14 protein-coding genes and 1 pseudogene are annotated in these 16164 nt (G+C 42.7%); 4 read left to right on the top strand and 11 right to left on the bottom strand.

The features are described from left to right. Nucleotides 1-9 precede the first annotated feature (9 nt). The 4 genes from AB4154_RS14485 to AB4154_RS14470 form a co-directional block, all read right to left on the bottom strand. Nucleotides 10-915 carry a DMT family transporter gene (locus tag AB4154_RS14485; RefSeq protein ID WP_017060070.1) on the bottom strand — a complete coding sequence of 302 codons (906 nt, stop codon included), beginning with the start codon at nucleotides 913-915 and terminating at the stop codon, nucleotides 10-12. Between the two features lie 48 nt (nucleotides 916-963). Next, nucleotides 964-2655: an SgrR family transcriptional regulator gene (locus tag AB4154_RS14480; RefSeq protein ID WP_017060069.1), complete on the bottom strand. Its 1692-nt coding sequence runs from the start codon at nucleotides 2653-2655 to the stop codon at nucleotides 964-966. 153 nt (nucleotides 2656-2808) lie between these two features. Next, nucleotides 2809-3042: a DUF3389 domain-containing protein gene (locus AB4154_RS14475; protein WP_017064605.1), complete on the bottom strand. Its 234-nt coding sequence runs from the start codon at nucleotides 3040-3042 to the stop codon at nucleotides 2809-2811. Between the two features lie 95 nt (nucleotides 3043-3137). After that, complete coding sequence (locus tag AB4154_RS14470) at nucleotides 3138-3563, bottom strand: hotdog fold thioesterase (protein WP_017060067.1); 426 nt, start codon at nucleotides 3561-3563, stop codon at nucleotides 3138-3140. Nucleotides 3564-3702: 139 nt separating this feature from the next. Here AB4154_RS14470 and AB4154_RS14465 point away from each other — a divergent pair, with 139 nt between their 5' ends. Next, entirely contained in the window at nucleotides 3703-4491 is a 789-nt protein-coding gene (locus AB4154_RS14465) for a M48 family metallopeptidase (RefSeq protein WP_017069658.1), read from the top strand. Between the two features lie 137 nt (nucleotides 4492-4628). Here AB4154_RS14465 and AB4154_RS14460 read toward each other — a convergent pair whose 3' ends face one another. After that, nucleotides 4629-5711, bottom strand: a complete 1083-nt coding sequence (locus AB4154_RS14460) for a site-2 protease family protein (RefSeq protein ID WP_372123361.1) — start codon at nucleotides 5709-5711, stop codon at nucleotides 4629-4631. A gap of 358 nt (nucleotides 5712-6069) precedes the next feature. Here AB4154_RS14460 and AB4154_RS14455 point away from each other — a divergent pair, with 358 nt between their 5' ends. The 3 genes from AB4154_RS14455 to AB4154_RS14445 all read left to right on the top strand — a co-directional run bounded on the left by AB4154_RS14455 (nucleotide 6070) and on the right by AB4154_RS14445 (nucleotide 10538). Further along, nucleotides 6070-7317, top strand: coding sequence for a porin (locus tag AB4154_RS14455; protein WP_136974605.1), 1248 nt, complete (start codon nucleotides 6070-6072; stop codon nucleotides 7315-7317). A 14-nt stretch (nucleotides 7318-7331) separates the two neighbouring features. Continuing rightward, nucleotides 7332-9752 carry a VolA/Pla-1 family phospholipase gene (locus AB4154_RS14450; protein ID WP_372123359.1) on the top strand — a complete coding sequence of 807 codons (2421 nt, stop codon included), beginning with the start codon at nucleotides 7332-7334 and terminating at the stop codon, nucleotides 9750-9752. A gap of 228 nt (nucleotides 9753-9980) precedes the next feature. After that, nucleotides 9981-10538: a PhnA domain-containing protein gene (locus tag AB4154_RS14445; protein WP_017060062.1), complete on the top strand. Its 558-nt coding sequence runs from the start codon at nucleotides 9981-9983 to the stop codon at nucleotides 10536-10538. A gap of 83 nt (nucleotides 10539-10621) precedes the next feature. On the opposite strand, the gene AB4154_RS14440 is transcribed toward AB4154_RS14445, so the two are convergent. From AB4154_RS14440 to AB4154_RS14415, 6 genes and pseudogenes are all read right to left on the bottom strand, one after another. Then, nucleotides 10622-11773, bottom strand: a complete 1152-nt coding sequence (locus AB4154_RS14440) for a BamA/TamA family outer membrane protein (RefSeq protein WP_048608357.1) — start codon at nucleotides 11771-11773, stop codon at nucleotides 10622-10624. A gap of 261 nt (nucleotides 11774-12034) precedes the next feature. Beyond that, a complete protein-coding gene (locus AB4154_RS14435; RefSeq protein WP_372123358.1) occupies nucleotides 12035-12940 on the bottom strand; it encodes a LysR family transcriptional regulator in 906 nt (301 codons plus the stop codon). Nucleotides 12941-13098: 158 nt separating this feature from the next. Continuing rightward, nucleotides 13099-13524, bottom strand: coding sequence for a hypothetical protein (locus AB4154_RS14430; RefSeq protein WP_102394485.1), 426 nt, complete (start codon nucleotides 13522-13524; stop codon nucleotides 13099-13101). A 17-nt stretch (nucleotides 13525-13541) separates the two neighbouring features. After that, the gene (locus AB4154_RS14425) at nucleotides 13542-14714 is read right to left on the bottom strand and encodes a patatin-like phospholipase family protein (protein ID WP_017060058.1); all 1173 of its coding nucleotides are present in this window, start codon (nucleotides 14712-14714) and stop codon (nucleotides 13542-13544) included. Between the two features lie 213 nt (nucleotides 14715-14927). Next, complete coding sequence (gene pdxY / locus AB4154_RS14420; protein ID WP_017060057.1) at nucleotides 14928-15785, bottom strand: pyridoxal kinase PdxY; 858 nt, start codon at nucleotides 15783-15785, stop codon at nucleotides 14928-14930. A gap of 206 nt (nucleotides 15786-15991) precedes the next feature. Beyond that, nucleotides 15992-16164 (bottom strand): annotated as a pseudogene (locus AB4154_RS14415) (bifunctional aspartate transaminase/aspartate 4-decarboxylase); the annotation flags it as partial.

Raw genomic sequence — 16164 nt, 5'->3', positions numbered from 1 at the left:
TTGAACTCTTTATTTCTTAAGTTTAGGGGCGACAAGAACCAAGCTTATCCCCAGAAGTATAACGGTTGATGAGACTATAAATTGCATAGTGACAGGTTCAGATAACAGTAATACACCACCAAGTGTTGCGATAACTGGAACAGAAAGCTGTGCAATAGACGCAACCACGGTATTCAGTTTTTTCACTACGTAATACCACAAACTATAACCCACACCGGAAGCCACCGAGCCCGATATAACCGCGTAAATCAAACCTGGTTCAGTGATAGACACTTGCGTTAACGCATTAGGAATCAAAACTAACAAGCTTAATGCCACAAGGATAACTAGCGAACTGAATCCAAAGTTAGCGGTCGTCGATTGCAGTGCGTTTGACGATGTCTTTCCTGCCAATGTGTAAATACCCCAACCAACTCCGGCCAGAGACATCAAGATAATAGAAACTAAGTCGGGTACTTGAGTCGATTCCGTTGGCATTAACAAGTAAACAAGCCCTGCCACAGATAACAAACACCCGCCCCACTCAATGAGTGACATTCTGTTGCCAGAAAGCAAGTGCGCGGCAATCATCGTAAATTGCACTGCGACAAACAACACCAGAGCACCAAGACCTGCGCCGAGCTCTAAGTAAGCAAACGAGAAACCAAACATATACACGAGCAGTGACAGTATTGACGTGAATTGAAACTGTGATTTTAGCCTTGTGTATAGCGATGTGTTGTTTGTTAACACACGTCTAGCTTTAGATTGGGAAGACAAAGTTAATAAAATCAGAAGCGTAAGCGCACCAGATAAGATGCGAACGATCGAAAAGCTCAAAGGATCGATCGTTTGATCCATTAAGGCCCAGCGACACAAAACTGAATTCGCAGCAAATGCCACCAGCGTAATAAATGTAACCATCAGAGTTTGCATCGTTTTTCCTAAATGAGTTATTTGGTCCTAATTGAGTTTTCTTGGATTTCAATCAACGTCAGGCTTCACCCAAACTTGGCTAAAGTCGAACCAACCTAATGCATTACATTTCGCGTTTTGCAACGTACCACATTGATCTTTATTGACGCCTAACCAGCAATGGAACATCGGGATCAATTGATTGCTTTGGACTAGTTGTTTACCTAACTGTCTTGCTGGGAATTGCTCGAATTCACCAGAACGCCAACGGTCAATCATGTGACACCATTGGTCGAAGTCTTCTGCCGGGCTAGATTCATCAAGAAAACTGTAGTCCATTAGCCAACCGGCTAAAGCGTCGTCTCTGTTATTAGCGATACCCATAGGGTTAATCCAAATATCGACATCATCAGCGTGTGGAGGATCGGTTTCGTAACCGTAAAGATCAACATCGACGTTGTATTGCTTCAGCATCGTGACAATCGCCTTGGCAAGCGTTGGAAACATTGGATGTTGGCATTGATACGCCAATCTTATCGTTGGTTTGGAATTTGCTGGTGGACAAACGGGCACTTTTAACTTTATGTCATACCAACCGGGTTTTATCCCATAAGCGTGTAACACGCCCAAATCGATAACAGTCTCTTTTGGAATATGAACAAACAGATCCGCCGCATTCAACGCGTTAGATAAAAACTGTGCCCATGCGGGATCTTGTGCAATACCCTTCTTTCTATTGAGCAGTAAATACGTGCAACCAGGATCGAGTTCTACTTCATCGCTATCGCCACGGTCGGCCATAACAGGCTTAGATAGGCTTGGGTAAACCATTGAAGAATAAGCCTCATCCACCACCCAAACTTCAACGCGATCAATTAACGGTCTGAAACCAAAGTACCCATTGAAAGCGGTTAACACGAGTTGTTTCTCGTCGTTCTTTTCAATGCGATAAGGTCCCGTTCCAATCGGTCGAATATCGTAGTCTTCACCACGTAAAGTGATCGGTAATGTGACTTTAGCGACCGATTCCGTTAGTGCGAGGGGAAAATACTTGTCTGGACGTGTGAGAAAAACATCTACTACACAATTTGCAGGTGAAGAGACATCTTTGATATGCGAAAACATGTTGAGAGGTTCGAGTGCAAGCAGTGTATCCACAACATGATTGGTTAACAGAGGTTCCCCGTTATGGAAACGAACACCGGGTCTCAAGAAGAATCGCCATTGGTAATCGCTGATTTTTTGCCATGAATGAGCAAGATCGGGTTGAAGTTGGTCATTCTCATCTAGACGAGTCAACCCACTGAATACCTGACAAGCGATATGTTGCTCTGAACGACGCATCGATTTGGTTGGGTTAAGCATTGAAAGCGGCCGGTAATAAGGCAAACGAATAACTTGTTCGCCTTCTTGATACTGTACGCCCAAGTAGTTTTGAATAACTTGCGTGAGTTTGGCAGCATTGTGATCAAGCACTGACAGCGCCTGTCCAATTTTTCCTTCCTGCAAGTAGCGTCTTGCTAAGTTCTCGCTGACATCACAACGATTCTGTTTAAAGATAAGTTGAGATAACTTTCCTCGACCTGCTGCAGGTAACCATTCTACCCACCCTTCTTCTTCAAGCTTGTTGAGTACCATTCGGGCATTACGACGGGTACAACAAAGCACATCCGTGATGTCGTCGAGTTGAACATCAGAATCTTTACCATCGAAGTATTCAAACAGGGTTTCAAATTGAACGCGAAGTCTTGGGCTGCTCATAAAGAGGAAAACTTATTCAAAGGACATTGAATTCAGTTTCCCTATTTTATGGCGTAAAATCAATATTACTGACACAATTTTATTGTGAATTATGAGTACGACATCCTAAGATGTTATTCAATCTTAAGGGTTAAGTGCCTTTACCGTAAAGGATTACATTACATCGCAGCCAATTTCATTAGCGATTTCACGGAGCTGCTGTTCATCGTCTAATTTTATCGACCATTTACACTCAGAACCGTTAGCTGAAATGACATTTGCCCCTTTTCCGATGAGTTGAATTGCATCAACTTGGGCTTGCAGCGTGACTCTATGCTCACCATCTAAACGAACAACCAGCTCATGTGCGGTTGCGATGACTTTTCCACTTTTAAACGTTATGACCATGAGATTCTCGGGTTACTTCTTTAAATACTGATTGCTTGTTCTAAGTACTGATTACTTCTTCTAAAGACAAAACCAGCGTACGACTGCCTAGTCTGTTATCGCTTATGTTTCTTAACGGCAATGGTTAAACGGCTGGTACAAACTAAGCGTTGACGATCATCAGTGATATTGATCTGCCATACTTGAGTAGAGACGCCCAAGTGAATAGGCTCAGCAGTACCAATGACATGCCCTTCACGCATTGACCTTACGTGGTTCGCATTGATATCGAGCCCAACGCAATAATAGCCTTCTGGTACGCAGAAGTTTGCAGCCAATGAGCCAAGCGTTTCTGCTAGCACAACCGATGCGCCGCCATGAAGCATACCCAGTGGTTGGTGCGTAAAGTGACAAACCGGCATGGTTGCTACCAAAGAATTGTCATTTACTTCGGTGTAAACAATGTTGAGGTGTTCAATTAAGGTATTTTTTGAGGTCGCGTTGAAGGTATCTAGGTCAACGGGCTTTTTCCAAATACTCATATAGGTTCCTTAATTATTGATCTTGTTATCGCGTGCATAGCTTTTTTCTATATTACCGCTGTTAGTTATCTTACAGCCCTTAGCTATTACGCAAGTTGATGTTAACATGCATAAAAACCGAATACACAGAGGATATTGTATGACGTCATGGATGAAGTTTGCCTCGCTTCTCACACTTGCAGGCCTAACCGCGTGTAGCGCTTCTCCGACAGGCAGAAACCAATTGCTGCTTTTTTCAGATAAAGACATGTCTCAGCTCGGAGCACAATCTTTTGAACAAATGAAGAAAGAACAACCCATCAGTAAAGATGCCAAAACTAACGCTTATGTACAGTGCGTAGCGAACAGTATTACTCAACACATTCCTAAGCAAGGCTTTAGTGAATGGGAAGTGGTGGTTTTTGATAGCGACCAAGTGAACGCGTTCGCTCTGCCAGGCGGAAAAATTGGCGTCTACACGGGTTTACTCAATGTTGCAGTAAACCAAGACCAACTCGCGACGGTTATCGGTCACGAAGTGGCACACGTTTTAGCGGACCACAGTAATGAGCGCCTTTCTCAGTCTCAAATCGCTAATACGGGCTTATCTATTACTAACGTTGCGTTAGGTGCATCAGAATACAAACAGTATCAAGGTATGACGATGGCCGCGTTAGGGTTAGGCGTTCAATATGGCGTTATTCTACCATATGGGCGAACTCAAGAGTCTGAAGCCGATGTTGTTGGTTTAGAGTATATGGCTCAAGCAGGTTTCGATCCAAACCAAAGTGTCAACTTGTGGCAAAACATGGCGAAAGCATCAGGGGGTAATCAACCGCCAGAGTTGCTTTCTACGCACCCTTCCCACAGTACGCGTATTAAAGATCTACAAGCAACGATAAAAACGCTTCCTCAATCAGGTTCACCAAGACCAAATTGCAAAGCGTAATCTAAGTAAGAATCGCCTAGCTGGTGTAAATACAAAAATGCCCTATCCATATTGGTTAGGGCATTTTCAGTTTCTTGCTTGCTAACAGTTCAAGTGCACTAAGCAGCTGGATAATTCCAACAACAGAAACTCACTCGTTAAGTACCAAGAATTTGTAATGGTAGGCTTAATAGCTGATCACCAGTAGATGCAAAATACCAGATAACACCAATCAAACTGCTCACTAAACCTACATACCAAACGAACGACACGACTTGCCCGTATTTGTCTAACGGTAACAAGTGACTGTGATGACGTCCTTTCCATTCAAACAGTATTTCAACACTGCCCATGATCAATAAGAAACCAAACAGGGTTAAATTCAACTGATAACTCAATACCACACCAGCAACGGCAGCCGCGACACAAAGTACAATGCCAAGCACACTGTTCATCGAGAAACTGATACTTTTAAGAACATGTCCGCCATCGAGAGGCAAAATCGGCAATAGATTGAACAGGTTTAATAGAGCATTAAATACTGCAAGGCCGGCAAAGAACATTTCGCCAGTCGCCCAATACAGCACCATAAATACTAACGACAATATCAGGCCGAACAATGGCCCCATGATTGAGATAACCACATCTTGCCAACGCGTATTAATCTTTTCATCGGATAACGCCAAGCCACCAAGAAATGGTATCAAATAGATCCCTTTGGTTTTCATGCCGAAGTATTTCATCGCTCTAATATGACCGTACTCATGGAACATTAAACAGGCGATTAAGGCCAAAGCGAACTGAATTGAAAACAACCATGAATAGGCCGCTAAACTCGCAGAAGCAAGTACGACCTTGATTAGCTTGGCGCTTTTAAGCGCTTTCATACCAAGCGACACCAACCCAATTAAGCTAAAACGCTTCTCTGGTTTAGGAGCGACAACAGGAGTTTGTTGTTCAATATCTTTGGTGTTTCGATTGCCTTCGGTAATGGTTTGCCCATTCACCGACGCTTTATACGTCATCTCAAACGGTTGCCACTGAACGGCCGATTCAACGTGACACTGCAACGTTTCTTCGCCAGCGCGTAGTGTAAATTCGTGTTTTCGGGCGTCTTCTTGGTCTGTGGTCGCATCTAATTGAGATACCAAAGTGTTATCCCAATACAACTGTTGCCACCCTGCCATTGATCCTTCTAAACGAAGCGGTTTACCAAGAAACTCTATCGCGAGTAATTCCAAACTTAAAATTCCAATTTAATGACTTCTAACGAGTGTCGATATTATGCCGATTTAGCGAATGGTGGTAAACAGAAACAAAGTTGTTACATATTGAGCTATTGAACACTATTTATACCGCAACGATGCATAAACACTCTGGTCACACCTCCAACCACGAATAAATTATTGATTATACTTATATTATCGATGTTAAAGTGCCGCCCCTTTAAAACATAACCTCACAAAATAACAACTCTTTCTTTGACTTTATATAAAACATGAATTTAACATGCCATTTACATTAGAGCTTCAACACCAAAAATGCTCAGTGTGTTTTCAAACCATAATAACGAAATTCGATGCCCTAGGAGGGTCAAGGATGAAAACAATACAACGCTCTCTCGTTTCACTTTCAGTACTATTTGCATGTAACTCACTTGCGGCTGGTTTCCAAGTTGCTGAGCATTCTGCCTCAGGTCTTGGTCGTGCCTTTTCAGGTGAAGGTGCAGTAGCTGATAACGCGAGTGTACTAGCGAGAAACCCCGCCGCAATGACTCTATTTGATACAGCCCAATTTTCAGGCGCGGTTTCTATCGTTGATCCAGAGGTTAACGTTTACGACGTTGACGCTAACGAGCATTCAAAAGATGTTGCTCCATTACAAGTCGTGCCAGCCGCATATTACATCAGCCCAATCAACGAAAAATGGGCTTGGGGTATCGGTATGTTCACCAATTATGGTGTTGCTACGGATTACCCTGATGACATCTCGGCAGGTGATATGGCTGGTGATACGTCGCTCTTATCTGTAAATCTAAATCCAAATATTGCGTATCGCGTGAATGAATCATTTAGCGTTGGTGCAGGTTTAAACCTTGTGTATGCGGAAGCTGAACTTACTCGCCATAAAGGCGAGCTCGCTAACTTTGTTGGTGGAAATCCATCTGACAAACTTATAGGCATGACCGGTGAAACATTTGCCTATGGTTGGAATGTTGGCGCGATGTATGAGCTGAACGAAAACAATCGCTTTAGTATCGCTTACCGCTCTTCTGTTGATCTTGATTTCGATGACGGTGAATTTACCAGCTACGATTCAGGTAGAGCAACATCTCCCAAGGTTGATGGTCGTCTTCAAATCGAGCTTCCTTCTATTCTGGAGCTTTCAGCATTTCACCAACTTAACGAACAATGGGCAATTCACTACGGTTGGCAACAAACTGATTGGAGTACTTTTAAGGAGTTAAAAGCAACAAGTCCAGATTGTACTGACAACGGTGTAGTAGGTCAGTGCTTCTACAAACCTGAAAAATATGAAGACAACAATCGATATTCACTAGGCGCAACGTACCAACTAAACAGTAAGTGGACATTAAGAGCTGGTTACGCTTATGACGAACAAGCTGGTGAAGCAACTTTAAGCATTCCTGATAGTGATCGTATGTGGTATAGCGCTGGCTTCACTTATGTTTGGAGCGAAAATATGACTGTCGATGCAGGATTCGCACTTGTTGTAAGTGATGACGGTGAGTTCACTGAGACAAATGGCGCTCAGCAAGAAAGGACTTTCGAAGCAGAAGGTACCGCTTACCTTTCTTCAGTTCAGCTTAACTACACTTTTAACTAAATCAGGATCGTATCATGAAACGTAACTTTAAGATCTCTCTACTATGTTCAGCGATCCTGCTAGCAGGTTGTGGCGACAACACCGAAAGTTCGGTAACAAGTAACCAACAACTTGAAGCCTATCTAGAAACGTCTTTGGCAAGAGCGACAACTCAAAAAATGCTCTTGCAAGGTAGTAATGCATCAGTTCCTTTAAGCAATAACCTATTATTTGACTCTACAGATGGCACGTTAGCGATCCCAACAGGTGGCGACGATAGCATTTCTAACCCAAAAGCAGCATTAAATTATGCCGATGGTTTTTCGACAAGCATGCCAATTTACATCGAGTTTGAAGGCGACGGTTTTGGTGATACTCCTGGAGTTGTTACTTCCGGAGTGACATTGTTGAAGCTTTCTAAAAAGCTAACAGACACATCCACAGCGGCTCAAGTACCAACACCTGTTGCTAGCTCTGAATACAAAGTTTACAAAGTAGGCTCAAACCTAGCAATTACACCTAATACTCTTTTTGATGAGAAGTCTGAATATTTGCTTGTTGTTACTGATGACGTTACAGATGTAAATGGTAACCCAGTAGGTACATCGCAAAGCTATGCGGCTCTCAAAACAGCCACTAAAACTTATTCAACCGGTGACTTAGCTAGTGCGCAAACTTTAATTAAAGGTCAAGAAGCTATAGCTGCCGCTGTTGGTATTGATGCGGAAAAGATTGTGTATTCAGCTTGGTTTACTACAACTTCTGTTGGTGATGTTCTTGCCTCTACAGCATCGTTGATTGGCGGAATGATTGATGCTGGGGCCCCACTTTCGACTTATTGGAATGGCAGCGCAAACCCAAATAATATCGATCTGACAAACGCTTACAATCTTAGTTTAGATTCCTCATCAACAACACCATTTGCTACAGCAATCGCTGCAGATGCTGACTTTAAAAAATATCTTGCCGATGACGATGCAACAGAAAATGCCACTTTGATTGGAGGGATAAATCTCCTTTACTCTAACGCTGGTATCAGCACTACGTCGGTAAACGTGACTAAAGGTACTGTTCAACTCCCATATTTCTTGGAAACCGATCCAACTAAGTTCTCTACAACGCCATTTGCATCAGCATTGGACAGTTTAGCGGTTATAAAAAGCGCACTAACGGATAACTCTACAAGTTCTTTCGTTGGTGGAGAGTTGGTTAAATTAGGATTAGACCCAACAAACCTTAGCGCAGCTGATGTCACGACTTTAATGGGAAAAACACTCACAAAGGACGCAAGTGGAACAGCTCTAGATAGTGATCGCATTGTCACTCAGTATTCACCAATACCACAAATTAAATCACTTGAAGCTGTTGATGTGCTTTTGTTTACTCCTGTGACTGACCCAATAACCGGGGTTGTAATCTACCAACACGGTATTACCTCTGTAAAAGAGAATGCGTATGCGTTTGCGGCAAACTTAACGGCTGAAGGTCTTGCTGTCATTGCAATTGACCACCCTATTCATGGGTCTCGTTCACTTGCCGGAGGTGCTATTTCAACTAACGATAATGCTCTGTACTACTTAAATCTAAGCGCTTTGCCCGTTGCGCGTGACAACATCCGTCAAAGTGCACTTGATGTAATAGGTCTTCGTATGGCACTTGAAAAAGTGGGGAATGACTTTACTGGTACACCATTAGCCGGAGTTGATGTAAAAGACACAACCGTTAAATTTATGGGCCACTCATTGGGCGGTATTACTGGATTTACGTCAGTAGCTACATCTGAAATTGCTGGTACACATAAATTTAGCTCGGCGGTATATGCTAATTCAGGTGGGCACATTGCTGAATTACTCTTCGCATCGGAAACCTTTGGCCCCGAAATTAAACACAATCTAGCTAAACAGTTAAATGCAACGTATCGGGATTCAGTGGCTTCAGCTTGTACTGCGGCTGACATTGAAGATGGCGATTGCTATACCGCTTTTGCTAAGGAAAATCCAACTAGTGCCGCAGCAATTGAAACTGAATTAGTTGCATTTAAAGTCGCCGCTCAAACCCTTATTGACACGGTCGATCCACATTCAATAGCAAACACTGAGGACCAGTCATCAATTAGCTCTAGCTATCCAACGTTGTTGATCCAGTCGCAAAATGATGAAACGGTACCAAACAATGGCAATGATGATAATGGTGCACCGTTATCATATACGGCTTCATTTGTTGGCTCTGAAGGGTTAGATTCGACGTTAGGATTGACTGACTCAACAAAAGCTAGCCCTTCAACTGGGAATCGTGTGTTTGTTCAATATAACGAAATAGCTAAACACTCAACGATCATCGGACCGCAAGCAGACCTTTCTGATGCCACTCATACCCTATCAATGAGAGCTCAAGTAGCTGATTTCTTAGAATCGGATAGCCTTGATGCAGCAGCACCGGATGCTTTATTGGAATAACTAAGACTTAAGCTTTTCACTAAACCAAATGCCAGCCTAACCGCTGGCATTTTTGTATCTGTCGTTCGAACAAGTCCCCTAGTTAACCGTTTGCATAAAACTTTAAAACACAAATGGTTGATCTCAGCTAAAATTAATCAAGACAGAATACCGTACGACCTCTTTCTTTATTGTAAATAAAGTGGATAATAGCCCCGTAATTTAATACCTAATAAATGTGAGTCCATTATGTCTTCTGAAGCTACTATGCTAGAACGCTGCCAATCTAAATGTGAACTATGTGGTTCTGATTCTTCTCTTACTGCATACGCAGTGCCGCCACACAGCCACGTAACAGTGGATCACGGCATCATGGTATGTGACAAATGTCTTGGTGAGATTGACGATCCTAAAGATATCAACCACTGGCGTTGTCTGACTGACAGCATGTGGAGCCAGGAAGCGCCAGTTCAAGTAACGGCATGGCGTCAACTTACTCGTCTGAACACAGAAAGCTGGGCTCAGGACGCGCTAGACATGATGTACCTTGAAGAAGAAACATCAGTTTGGGCACAAATCGGCATGTCTGCTGATGACAAGCCTCTTGATGTGAATGGCGTTGAACTTAAGAAAGGTGACGACGTAACAGTAATCAAAGACCTGCCAATCAAAGGTACTAACCAAGTGATTAAGCAAGGTACTGTTATTCGTGGTATCAGCGTTGGTGACGATCCTAAGCTTGTTTCTGGTAAAACAAACGGCGGTCAATCAATGTACGTAATCGCTGAGTTCTGCCGTAAGAAGTAATCTTACTGTAAGAAAGTGATAGAAAACGAAAAGGCGCTAATTAGCGCCTTTTTTCTTGGAAAAATTCAACCTATTCCGTTGTTCTAGAAACCACTGCCTACGTTAAAGTAGATAGCGCGTTCTTCATGGCTTTGCGCATAATCCATCCCAAGGTGCAAACCGTAACGTCTCGCGATTTGGTATCGAAAGCCGACACCTCCGGCATTGACGGTACTGTCGTGGCTTATGCCGTTATCTTGCTTTGCAACCCCTGAACCGTAAAACCCAGACACCTTCCAACGATGAGTGATGCTATACGTCAATTGGCCTTGAATTGTTTCAATCTCATCTCCTTGGTACCGATAAGATGACACCCCGCGTAACGACACGTACGGTTTCGCTGTGGGTGATACAAACAGGTCTTGCTGTTCGAAGCTTTGATAATTTGCAGCCAAGCCTAACGTCCATTTATTGGTAATTGGGATATAGGCTTCGCCATCTATGTTCAAATTTCGGTAATTGTAATCACTGCCAATCGCATCGTCGTACACCATGTAATCTGCAGACAATTTGTAACCTTTGGTTGGATAAAATAAATTATCTCTTGTGTCATATTCAGCCTCCAACCCTAAACCAGAAGTAACCGATTCGTTACCCAAAATTCGGTCTAAAACCATGTTATCAAATTCAATCTCAGACTTAGCTAATAACTGCTTTATTCCCAACATCCAAGGCGTATGCCCAATCCGGAACTGCACCTTTTGTGAAAGTACGGCTACCGAAGTTGACGTGCCTATTCTAAGGTCATGATCTATGGGGCCCCAGTTGATTGATGTGTACAAATCCAAATTCGCAACACCAAAGCCGCCGCCTCCTGTGTAACGAATGGAATCATTCATCCAAGATCGTCTATGGCCACCAAATACAAACCAAGTTTCGTTCTCTGTCCCTACTGCGCCCACTACTGACATTGCTGAGGGTACTAACTGCGCACCACCATCTATGGCAGAAAGAGCAGCTTGCTTTCTTTGTCGCTTTTCCTCATCCGTCTCATGTAAAAACAAACCAGCCACACCGCCGCCGTACCCCACCGCAGGCTCGGTAATCAAAATTGGGATAGGCAAAAAGCCATGTGCGTTTTCCGCAAGGTGATGCCCCATATCAAATTGACCATCAACAGGATCATAAAACGATGCGAAAGAAGATGTTGTAAATAAAAAGCAGGAAAGAAGAACAATGCCGCCGCAGCGAGTCATAAAATTTGCCTCATAAAAAAGACCGGGTGACGAAACCCGGCCGAAAGTTTGCTTCCTTGCAATAAACATAGAAAATAAACACTTATTGCCAATAAAGGGGGTCCTTAATCGACGGGCATAGAATAGGCCAAATAATGGTGTTGCCCTACTCCTATATAGAGGATGTCGCCCTACAAAATTAAAGAGCTTTCGAGATGACAGAAACGCAAAAGGCTCATATAAATGAGCCTCTATTAATAAGTTACCTACATTCTTCCTTTGCTAATATTGACTCAATACTCGATCAACATGTTCTTGTATAACAGATAAAACCGATAATTTTACATCCTTCACTTGCTTAGAATGATTGCACCAAAGCGCAAAACCGAATTTGAATCCTTGGTGCATTTCAGACGACTGTATAGGTTCAATGTCGTAATGGGAAAATTCAGAATGAGCAAACGTTTTTGGTAACAGTGCCCACCCTAAACCGGCTTCAACCATTTTAATAACTAACGCCAATTGATCGACTTCTTCGTTATCGGAGCTGATGGTTACTTTTTCTGACATTCCCTCTTCAATAAACGATCTCAAGATAAACTGCTTTGAATTTCTTAACGCTAAAAGTACATCCTCTTGCGCCAAAGATGAGAACTCACCATTTTTTTGAACGAATGGGGAAAACTCAATGTGACCTAGAAAAGTCGCATCAAAGCTGTGTATACCCCGGCTGTCATGCACATTGACTAGTCCAAAGTGATACTCTCCGCTTTGAAGGCCCTTCTTAATATCCTTTTTGTTTCGAATTAAAAAGTTCACTCGCATCATCGGGAAATCACGACGCAGTTTCTTTCGAATATCCAAAAGCATTTGATGAGGTATCACACCAGAATAAGCAAAGGTGATGTTTTCCAACCCGCCATAAGACAAGCTCAAAGCCACCTTGTCGAATGTTCTTGCCTGTTCAATCGTTTGCTTAGCGTAGTGGTAAAGATGATGACCATCTTCTGTCGGCTTTACAGTGCGTCCAACCCTTTCAAATAGGCTTACCGAGAGTTGGTCTTCAAGGTTAGTTATAACCTGCCCGATTGTCGTTCTGTGCTTGTTAAGCTTGACTGCTGCCTTGCTGAAAGAGAGTTGGTCATAAACGGTAACGAACGCGAGAAGTTGTTCAATGCTGAAATTCATGTTGTTGTGCTTACTTTTAATCGTTATGTATTTAAATTATCACAGGTTGGCGAAATATCTACTTTGTCAGAATAATATTAGTGAAAATAATTCGTCAATTTGAAACAAAAAAACCTACTTAAGCTAGTAGGTTTTATCGTTGATGTCAAACGAATAACTTAAATGTATTCGATAACTCGAGCTAGATAGTTAAAGTCCCCGGAATCACCGTGGTAATTACGGTAAACATCGACACTGAAATATCTAGGTTGGTCCACTTGAATATGCTCAGCAATTCGCTGCTCGATGGATTCTAGAGTTTCACCTGTTTGCGAGTAAATGTATTTCTTGGTGGTCTTTTGAAGCTGGCGTTCTTTAGCTTCTTTATGTGTGACGTAATTGTTCACGTCAACCCACTGACCAATGTAGTCAATCTCCACGTAGTCTGAATTTTCTTCAACCATGAACAACGCCGCTTCTTGTTGAACGTCGGCCAGTTGTAGCATGTCGTTATCGACTTTTTGCTGTTCCATTGAGGTCACATTTTGTGCCATGGCAGCGCTAGACGTTGCCATGATAAGTAGCGCTAAAACTGTTTTATTCATTTTACGATATCCCTAAATTAAGGTAATTCTGTTACCCAAGGTTTGCCCTGAGTTGCTTTGTGATAACCATATTCGTATATGGTTAATAAATAGTGTTCATCAAACATGTCTTTGGTTCGTTTGGCGTAACCAAAGTCGTGCTCGATGTAAGTAAATTGCATATCAATGTTGTTGATTTCACAGATGTATTTCATTCGATATAAATCACCACGTGTTTGAGCAAGAGTCAGGCTTGATACGCTCTTTGCTACTAAATCTAGACCCTTATCTCTCAGCGAGTGGTACGGCGCTTTCAGTGCTCCATTTCGAATAACATCGAGCTGTGGTGGTTTTTCTAACCCAAGAGCATCTGAGATCTGCTGATAGTCGAAGTTAGATGGATTGAAAAATACTTGAGCGGCTAAACCACCATCGACGTGAAGTTCTTCATAACTTTTACCTTCGTACTTCACATTGATAAACTGCGGTGGGAAGACTCCAGGAATAGAAGCACTTGCTGCTAAAACCTTATATATAAGTTCAGACTTATCTGGCATGTCACTATTTGCAATTGCGCCCACATTCCAAATGACAAGCTCTCCAGAATCAAAGTGTGTGCTACCAATAAACAAACGCTTACCGTTGCGGTGTCGCGCAGCAATTTGCTCGATCATCGGTTCAGGGAACGCCTGAGCGATAAATTGATTCAAGTTTTTACCGTCAGTAAAAGCATCTTTAAACACGGTGTTTAAAAAGTTCTTTTTGCCGAGCACTGATTTGTCATTGATGTTTAACATCACCTCCTTCATCTTCGGAAATGCATCTCCGCCGATGAATACAAATGGTGCCATTAGCGCTCCTGCACTGATGCCAGTAACTATTGAGTAGTCTTTCAATTGGCCAGATTCTTCCAGCCCTATCAAAATACCGGCTCCAAAGGCTCCGTTCGCGCCGCCTCCTGACAAAGCTAAGATATTTAGTTGCTCACCTGACACTTTAATTGGCGTTGTTTGATCGATTGGAGAGTATAAGAAGTCTGGGTTCTCACTCGCCCACATACGCAATGGCTCTTTTACTGATATCGCTTCTTCTACAACCACTTCTTTGTAATTGTCTTTGTGTACGCGTACATCCAACGTGTGGGGTGAGCTACATGCCACTACAAGTAATGACAAAGCAACGGTAAAACCCGAGGAAATTAGACGGTTCATAATTAGGCTCATTTAATGTTCTCTAAAATGATTCAGAGACTCTGTTTAATCAAAAGAACAGCTATAAACAGAGAAGTTAATAAATAGGGATAAAGTGAAGTCCGTCTCTTTCTGGGAGTAATATAGCTAGGTTTAGTCTTAGCTCGTAATCTCGTTTGTAGGATGCGACCCATCGAATAGGTACACCCTCCACCACTATCGGAGTTAAACGCTCTACCCGATTTTGACCACGTTGAAATCGTGGGTAGGCTCTACAAATTCATATTGTGCATTGATTGTTTGTAGCTCCCAAGTGCCATAGCTTTTAGTTAGCTCCAACACACCATAGACCGCGTTATTTGCATGTCGGAATGCAGCTACGGGAGACATTCTCTTTATTAACCCTGCGGTAAACAGGCCAGAGATAAGGTCACCGACACCAACCGGTTGTTGAGCAAATTCAATGTTCGGTCGTTGGGCTAAATAACATGCCTTTTTCGTTGCTAAAATCATACTGAACGCGTCATCGGGTAATGAGTGAAGATGCTTCACGAGCACCATCTTTGGACCAAGCTCCAATGCTTTCTTACATGCTGTAACCGCGTCATAAAGGGAGAGGATTTTAATGCCGGTCAATTCACTTAGTTCAAATTGGTTTGGCACTATAACATCGGCAATAGGAAGCAAGTGTTTAGTAATGGCGGTTCTAACGCCATCCTCAACGATACAACCTTTATCTGGGTCACCCATTACAGGGTCACAAACATAGAGTGCACTGTGGTTCTTTTCTTTAACTAAATTAACCGACTCGGCAACCGCTTTACATTGGTCTGCGCTTCCCTGATAACCCGATAGGATCGCACCACAGTCTTTCAGTACGTTGATGTTGTCTAAGCCTCGAATCAAGTTTCGAATATCATCTGAGCCGAATGTTTGCCCGGTCCAACCTTGTTGATATTGAGTGTGATTAGAGAACTGAACAGTGTGGATTGGCCACACATCGAGTCCCATTCTTTGGATTGGAAAAACCGCAGAACTGTTTCCTGCATGCCCGTAAACCACGTGAGATTGAATAGAAATAATGCTTTTCATGCGTCGCTCTTTCAGTTTGAAATGGATTTGAATACTTGGATAAGACGACTAAATAAACACAACGGAACATCAAGATAGGAAGTTTTATCGATCTAACCACTGTGCTTATTTGGTCGGAATAGCCTCGACATCGCCGAGGCTTATTCTTAATGAGTTGGACGTCATCGGCTTTAAATCATGTATTTGATTCTAAGCCAGACTTGAACTTATGCGTCTTGAAACTCAGCGAAGTACTCATCCAATACAGTGCGTGTTGCACGGCCGATTAGCTCGTACTCGTGGTGAGTAAGGTTCGCTAGTGATACACGTACTGATGCGTGTACTGTGTCGAAACCTTTACCAGGTAGTAAGATGACGCCGGTTTCGTGAGCAAGACGGA

Source organism: Vibrio sp. 10N.286.51.B11 (assembly GCF_041469245.1).
GTDB lineage: Bacteria > Pseudomonadota > Gammaproteobacteria > Enterobacterales > Vibrionaceae > Vibrio > Vibrio crassostreae_C.
The sequence above is the reverse complement of the archived record's forward strand: the minus strand, read 5'-3'. Positions and strand labels throughout refer to the sequence as shown.